We start from the raw sequence: 7656 nt of genomic DNA on the forward strand, positions 1-7656 counted from the left end.
AAAGCCGTTCGACGAACCGATGGGAGGTCGGTACTGTATTGCTCCGATTTCCCCGGACACGATGTAAAGTGAGACATGAGGTGTCGGGAAGGTGAACGGAGATGGGCAAGAAATCGGAACTGAGCGTTGAACAACGTACGCAACTGATGCTGCGGATGCGGGTTACCCGACCGCCCCGGCGAGCGCTCGAACAAGAAAGTGTCGGCTCGAGAGCGCCTAGGCGCGCTGGCGCGAGCAGCGCTTCCCGCCGGTGCCCGGCGAGAACGAGTTCATCCGTAGCAGTTGGAACCCGTTTGTCCGTTCACTGGCCACCGTTGCCAAGATAATCAGGACAGCCGCCCCTAACTCGTGTATAGTGCGCGCTAAGGTTTCTGTTTCGCGTCATCCGGTTAGCGTCTCAGTCTGTTCGCGGTTCCTCCTTAAGGCCCTCGAATTCTCCACCACAACACATCTGCCTGAACCGGTTTGGAAGGCTAGTGCTTCCCGGGTCGATATTCAGGAGATTGTCATGAGCAATTCATTTACCAATCTCGGCCTGTCGGCCGAGCTGCTCCGCGCTGTCGCCGAGCAGGGTTACACCGAACCCACCCCCATCCAGACGCAGGCTATACCGATCGTGCTCTCCGGGCGCGATTTGCTCGGCGCCGCGCAGACCGGCACCGGCAAGACCGCCGGCTTCGCTCTGCCGCTGCTGCAACGGCTCGCGACTGGTGCTAAGGCAAGCGCCTCGCCTGCGCGCCATCCGGTACGGGTACTGATCCTCGTCCCGACCCGCGAGCTCGCGGCGCAGGTGCAGGACAGCGTCCGCACCTACGGCAAGTATCTCAAGCTGCGCTCGACCGTGATCTATGGCGGCGTCGGCTTCAACCCGCAGGCCGACGAATTGCGCCGCGGCGTGGACATCGTCGTCGCGACACCGGGCCGCCTCCTCGATCACGTGCAGCAGCACACTATAGACCTGCGCAAGGTGGAAATCCTCGTGCTCGACGAGGCCGACCGCATGCTCGACATGGGCTTCATCCCCGCCATCCGCCGCATCCTCGCGCTGCTGCCGGCGGGCCGCCAGAACCTGCTGTTCTCGGCGACCTTTCCCGACGAGATCCGCAAGCTCGCCGGCTCGTTCATGCGCGATCCGGCCACCGTCGAGGTCGCGCGCCGCAACCTGCCGATAGAGATCATCTCGCAGGTCGCACATCCGGTGGACAAGGACCGGAAGCGCGATCTCCTCGCACACCTGGTGAAGACCAACAACTGGCAACAGGTGCTGGTGTTTACTCGGACCAAGCACGGCGCGAACCGGCTCGCCCAGCAGCTCGATCGCGACGGCATCGACGCGGACGCGATCCACGGCAACAAGAGCCAGCCCGCGCGCATGCGCACCCTGAAGCGCTTCAAGGACAACGAGCTGCAGGTGCTGGTCGCCACCGATATCGCCTCGCGGGGGCTGGACATCGAAGAGCTGCCGCACGTGGTGAACTACGACCTGCCGTACGTTCCGGAGGATTACGTGCACCGCATCGGCCGCACCGGCCGCGCGGGCTTGTCGGGCGAGGCCGTGTCGCTGGTGTGCAGCGGAGACCGGCCGCTGCTGGCCGCGATTGAGCGCTTGATCAACAAGCGTATCGAGCAGCGGCCCGTCGCCGGCTTCGAGCCCGGATCGTCGTTTCACGCCCCGGCGCGTCAGGCCGAGCCGCAGAGACACCAGCGCCAGGGGCGCGGGCAGCAACCCACCGCGCAGCCGCACCACCGCAAAAGCGGCAACCACCAGCAACCGAACCGGCAGAGGCGCCGGCACGAACCGCGCGCACCCGCGGCCCAGCACGCCGGACCGCAACCGCAACGCCCGCAGGCTCGGCAGCCCGCGCAACCGCGGCAGCACCCTCACCCCGGCAACCGGCAGCTATCGCCACAGCGCGTCCAGACGCAGCCGTTTCCGGCGCTGTTCGGCACCTCGGGCCGCAAAGCTGGCTGAGGGTGGCGCGGGCCTGGCGCCGTGCCCGCGTGAACGGCGGCTTTCCCGCCGTTGATTGATCAGAGCCTATAACACAATGAAACGCGCGATGCACACCACTGATCCATATACTTTCCTGCCGAAGTGGGCGATTCGTAGTCTCAGAACTGCTGGAAGTCCTTCTTGAGCAGATAGGCGCGCACGCTGCAGCCGGATGCGCTGATGGTCAGTCAGGTTCTCCTTACGTTGGAGCAGGCACCGGCGGGGCTTCTTCAGCACCGGCTTGTACCGTCTGGACGAGCCGCCGTGCCTCGGCGGCGCGCACCTCGTCGAGCGTGTGTGTGGCGAATTGCTAATTTTACCGGCCCACTAAGCGGCAAGTTTCGGCGAGGCTACCTCGTCATCATGCAACCCGCCACCTTCTACCACGCGTACGACGGCCTGCGGGGCATACATTCCGCAGGCGATAAAAGGGGAGAGTTGCACTACTCCCCTTTGGAAACCCCAAGGCTGAGGTGCCCGCCACAAACGGCGGGGTATCGATGAATTGAGTGTGGGTGGACCGTTGATGCCGTCTCCCTAGTGCGTGCATTGCGCCATCATGGCCATGCGCTTATACGAACCCGATTTCGTGATCTCGGCAAGCACGCATCATAGTAGGCTATGGAGCGGACGGTGGACGAGTATTCGTCGCAGCTACTCTAGGGTCTGTGGAATCAGCAAGGCGTAGAACTCCGCGAGCAAGGACTCGTGCAGGATGGCCTCAGGCAGCTTTGGGGTCGACCCGCAGCCACAAGGTCACGGGTCCATTGTTGGTGAGCGTGACCTGCATGTGAGCGCCGAAACGACCGCTCGCGATCGGAGCGTGCAAGGACGGGGCGCGCTCCAGCAGATAGTGGAACAGGCGTTCACCCTCGGCCGGCGCTGCGGCCGGGGTAAAGCTCGGACGCATGCCCTTCTTGGTATCGGCCGGAAGGGTGAACTGCGGGACCAAGAGCAGACCACCGCGGATATCGGTCAGGCTCAAATTCATCTTACCTTCCCGATCCGGAAATACGCGGTAGCCCAAGAGCCGCTCCAAGAGCCGATCGGCCTGGGATTCGCCGTCACCGCGTTCGACTCCAACAAACACCAAGAGCCCGGTGGCGATGGCGCCGATGGTGACACCCTCGACCTGGACCCGTGCTTCGGTAACGCGCTGAAGAAGACCGATCATTGCCCAGTGACTTCCTGTACCTGTATGAGGATGGCGAGCCCGCTATCCTAACAAAGTTCCAATTATGTCCTTACTCAAGGCCCAAAGGTCCGTTCGGGTAGCGGCGCACGGCGATGCAGTAGAATAGCGCGGGACACCCGGAGCATGTGGGCTGTCCTTGTGCGCGTTGCCCTCACGCCTGTTCGCAGTTTGTTACCACCTTGCGGGGGCACGCTTAGCGCCGGATCGTCCTTCCGCCTTGATCATAGGCCGTCATCATGCGCCACAAGAGATGCGCGAAACGCATCGTGCTTTCGACCTTCGGATCGCTGGGCGATGTGAACCCCTATGTGGCGATCGCGCTCGAGCTGAAGGCGCGCGGTCACCGTCCGCTCATCGTCACGACTTCGGTATACCGCGAGAAGATCGAGGCCCTCGGGATCACCTTCTATCCCGTGCGTCCCGAGCTGCCCTCCCATGACCAACCGGAGGTCCTCGTGCCGCTGGTCGAGCGTTTGATGCACCCGAAACGCGGCGGGGAAGCGATCCTCGGACGGCTCATCCTGCCTTATCTCCGCCAGATCTACGAGGACCTCTCCGCGGCCGTTCTGGGGGCCGACCTCCTGGTGACCCACCCGCTCCCGCTGGTCGGGCCCATCGTCGCCGAGGCGTGCGGGGTCCCCTGGCTATCGACCGTGTTATCGCCCTTCTCGTTGTTTTCGGCCTTCGACCCCCCACTGGGACCGCGCATGCCCTCTCTGCACCGCGTGCTGCGGCTGCACCCGCGGCTAGCTAGGCGGGCTGTTCGTATGGCTGGCAAAAAGGCTCACGGCACCGTTCGTGCGGCCCCTCTACCGCTTACGCGCCGACCTCGGTCTGCCGCCTGGCAGGCACCCGCTGGTCGAGGGCCAGCATTCGCCCGCCGGCGTGCTGGCGCTTTTCTCGTCCGTTTTGGCGTCCCCGCAACCCGATTGGCCAGCCCGGACGCAGGTGACCGGTTTCCCCTTCCATGACCTGCGTGGACGACCCGCAGATGCGGCCGGCTTGCCATCGGAGCTACAGCGGTTTTTGGAGGGCGGACCTGCGCCGATCGTGTTCACCCTCGGGTCTTCGGCAGTCTGGGTGGCCAAGGATTTCTTCGAGCAGGGCATCGCCGCCGCCAAGACACTGGGTCAACGTGCCCTCGTGCTCGTTGGCGATGGCCGTCCGCCGGGGTCACTGCCCGAGGGGGTCGCGTGCTTCGACTACGCCCCCTACGGGCGGTTGCTGCCACATGCCCGGCTAGTCGTGCATCACGGCGGGATAGGGACGACGGCCCAGGCGCTGCGCGCCGGCCGACCGATGCTCGTGGTCCCCTTCGCCCATGATCAGTTCGATAACGCCGCACGGATTGCGCGTTTAGGCGCAGGTCGCACGCTGCCACGCACCTCTTACCGAGTTCCCCGCATCATCGCGGAGTTGGCACGACTCCTCGATGACCCGAGCTATGCCGAACGCGCGGGCCAGATCGGGAGCACGTGCAGCGTGAGGACGGTACCGCTGTAGCGTGTGATTTCATTGAGCATGCGTTATCGCACTAGGCGGCCTCCGCTGGGTCGGGGGTGGTCGGGAGGAGCGGCACGCTGTGGGGCCGAAATCGAGGTCTACGCCCACACAAGTGCGAGGTACGGCGAGTTTTATGGAAATAGGATATCGTGTGAAAATGATCCCTACCATGGCCGTAGCCTAAGAACGGTGTACCAAGAAGCGCTGCAATGGACGCAAGTGCTCAAGTCGATGAGGTTTAGAATGCCCTAAGCACGGCGAGTTGATCGTATTTCACCCTCGTGTCCGACGGCTGCTCCTGTCGGCTCGAACCAGCCAGGGGTTGAGACACGCAAGATGGCTCTAAAACGAACCCATTGGCCGGCCGGCAAGCTGGTCACTCTGCACCACAGTTCCAGTATCCTTGCGGATAATCCGCTCGGCGATCCCCACGAGCGTATGCTCGCCGTGTGGTTACCACCTCAATATGACCAGGGTTCAACGCGTGGGCGAGGCAAGCGCTTTCCGGTACTCTTCGACCTGGTGGGCTATACCGGTTCAGGCTTGAGCCACGTCAACTGGCGCCCCTTTGAGGACAGCGTGCCGGAGCGCGTCGCCCGGCTCATTCATGAGAAGAAGATGGGACCAGTCATCGCGGTGTTTCCCGATTGCTTCACCGCGCTCGGCGGTAACCAGTACGTCAACTCTTCGGCCATCGGACCCTATGCGGAGTATCTCACCCGTGAGTTAATCCCCTGCGTCGACCGCGAGTTCCGCACCCTCGCCTCACGCGAACATCGCGGTTGCTTCGGTAAGTCCTCAGGGGGTTACGGAGCGATGATCCACGGTATGAAATACGCCAAATACTGGGGTGCCATTGCCAACCACTCGGGCGACGCCTATTTCGATTTCGTCTACCGCTGCGACTGGCCCAACACGCTCAACGAACTCGCCAAATATCGCCAGAGGAAGCGCAAGGCTGGCAATATCGAGGTCCTCAAGGAGGAGCAGAACGCCACGGAGGGGATCGATGATGGACGCGTGAAGCGCTTCCTTGACCACGTGTGGAAGAACGAGAAGCTGAGCGATACCGAGGTGCATTGCCTTATGAACCTTGCCATGGCGGCGACCTACGATCCGGACCCTAAAGCACCCAACGGTTTCCACCTGCCTTTCAACCTTGAGACCGGGCAGTTGATTGAGATGCGTTGGCGGGCATGGCTGAAGCACGATCCCGTTCACCTCGTCAGACGCTACCGTGAAAACTTGAAGTCGCTGAAAGGCATCTATATCGACTGTGGTTGGCGCGACCAGTATCACATTCACTACGGCACTCGCATCCTCTCCAAGCGGCTTGCGGAAAACGAAATTCCCCATACCTACGAGGAGTTCGATGACACACACTCGGGTATTGACTACCGCATGGAGAAAAGTCTGCCGTTTTTGTATAAGGTTCTGAGGGGCTGACGCGTTGATCCGGCTCGCCAAATGGGTTCCTTTCACACGGGCATGACTATTGTGGTCCGATGTCCAAACAAACTGCAGATCGGGGCCGGGTTACCTAGAATAGAACGAGCCACGTTATTTTTGCGGACCACAGATCTCGCTTGAGAGCCATAACGCTTAAAGACGCAGCGGCTTGATCGGTGCCAGGACGGCCGCGGGATCTTTCCTACAGATCGCCTCATCGGCATCAACGTAGAGTTCGATTTCATTGCCGTCGGGGTCCCGCAGATACAAACTCTGGCTCACCGTGTGATCGCTCATTCCGGCGATCGTCACGCCGGCGTCCTCGAGTTCTTTCTTCGCGGCGCGAAGCTCATCCAGGCTGTCGCCGACTTTGACGCCGATGTGATAGAGGCCCAATCGGCGTCCGGCCGGAGCGCGAGGAGCGTCGCCCACCTCGATCAGCAACAGCTGGTGATGCGTCCTGCCCGAAGTGAGCGCCGCCGCCTTGCCGTCGAAGATGTGCCCCACTTCCCGAAACCCCAGAAGGTCTCGATAAAAAGCCAGCGACCGGTTGAGATCCTTCACATAGAAAACGACATGACCGAGGTAATGGGCTTTCATCTGTTACCACCTTGGGCTTTTGCTGGCGACATGGCCTGCGTCATCTCCATCTCTCGTCCCCACAGGGCTTGGGTTGTTCGCCGCGTTCCTGGGCAAGGCTGGGATAGTCGGTATAGCCTTTGGCGCCGCCGCCGTAATAGGTGGATGGATCGTCGGCGTTGAGGGGTGTGCGCGAGCGGAATCGTTCCGGCAAATCGGGATTGCCCAGGAACTTGCGGCCGAAAGCAATCAAATCCGCCTTGCCCTGGCCAAGCCATTCCTCGGCACAGTCATGATCGAAGCCGTCGGCGAGGATGAGGGTCCCGCGATATTTTTCCCGCATCAGCTCGAGCATTCGCAATGCGCGAGAGTCGGGGTCGCCGCCTTTCTCCATCGCGGCAGCGCCTGGATTGATGACGTGCAGATAAGCGAGGTTGTGGTCGTTAAGCCCTTCGGCGATGTATCCAAATGTCGCTTCCGGATGGTCGTCGCCGACATCGTTAAATGTTCCGAGCGGCGATAGTCTTACTCCGACCCGATCCCCGCCCCAGATTGCACAGACCGCGTCGACCACTTTCAGCAGCAGCCGCGCCCGGTTCTCGATTGCACCGCCGTACTCATCGGCGCGGCGATTAGTACTCGAATTGATGAACTGGTCCAGCAGATAACCGTTGGCGGCGTGGACCTCGATGCCGTCGAATCCTGCGTCGAGCGCGTTCCTAGCGCCTCGCACGTATTGCTGGACGATGCGGGGCATCCGGCGCCGCCGAATTTCCACCGGTGCTACGCGCCAAGACATTTAGCACTTTTCTGTTCGGGAGCTCGACAACTGGTCGGAGATTACCCCAAAGCGACCGGTCACAAAGGTGTTGACAAACCTATGCTGCAATGCAACAATACCCGCATTGGAACAACACACCGTTCCCTAACCTAACTG

General features: G+C 61.8%; 7 protein-coding genes. 4 read left to right on the forward strand and 3 right to left on the reverse strand.

Annotated features, from left to right (window positions below; genetic code table 11):
• Positions 1-508: 508 nt before the first annotated feature.
• Positions 509-1972 carry a DEAD/DEAH box helicase gene (locus M3436_17805; protein ID MDQ3565871.1) on the forward strand — a complete coding sequence of 488 codons (1464 nt, stop codon included), beginning with the start codon at positions 509-511 and terminating at the stop codon, positions 1970-1972.
• Between the two features lie 742 nt (positions 1973-2714).
• On the opposite strand, the gene dtd is transcribed toward M3436_17805, so the two are convergent.
• Positions 2715-3167 (reverse strand): D-aminoacyl-tRNA deacylase, encoded by a 453-nt coding sequence (gene dtd / locus M3436_17810; protein MDQ3565872.1) that lies wholly within the window; start codon positions 3165-3167, stop codon positions 2715-2717.
• Between the two features lie 257 nt (positions 3168-3424).
• Here dtd and M3436_17815 point away from each other — a divergent pair, with 257 nt between their 5' ends.
• From M3436_17815 to M3436_17825, 3 genes are all read left to right on the forward strand, one after another.
• The gene (locus M3436_17815; protein ID MDQ3565873.1) at positions 3425-4159 is read left to right on the forward strand and encodes a glycosyltransferase; all 735 of its coding nucleotides are present in this window, start codon (positions 3425-3427) and stop codon (positions 4157-4159) included.
• Positions 4160-4190: 31 nt separating this feature from the next.
• The gene (locus tag M3436_17820; GenBank protein MDQ3565874.1) at positions 4191-4691 is read left to right on the forward strand and encodes a hypothetical protein; all 501 of its coding nucleotides are present in this window, start codon (positions 4191-4193) and stop codon (positions 4689-4691) included.
• A 336-nt stretch (positions 4692-5027) separates the two neighbouring features.
• Positions 5028-6137: an alpha/beta hydrolase-fold protein gene (locus M3436_17825; GenBank protein ID MDQ3565875.1), complete on the forward strand. Its 1110-nt coding sequence runs from the start codon at positions 5028-5030 to the stop codon at positions 6135-6137.
• Positions 6138-6293: 156 nt separating this feature from the next.
• Here the strand turns inward: M3436_17825 and M3436_17830 are convergent, their stop codons facing one another.
• Entirely contained in the window at positions 6294-6740 is a 447-nt protein-coding gene (locus M3436_17830; GenBank protein MDQ3565876.1) for a VOC family protein, read from the reverse strand.
• A 40-nt stretch (positions 6741-6780) separates the two neighbouring features.
• Positions 6781-7518, reverse strand: coding sequence for a hypothetical protein (locus M3436_17835; GenBank protein ID MDQ3565877.1), 738 nt, complete (start codon positions 7516-7518; stop codon positions 6781-6783).
• Between the last annotated feature and the right edge of the window lie 138 nt (positions 7519-7656).

This window comes from Pseudomonadota bacterium, from assembly GCA_030859565.1.
Lineage (GTDB): Bacteria > Pseudomonadota > Gammaproteobacteria > JACCXJ01 > JACCXJ01 > USCg-Taylor.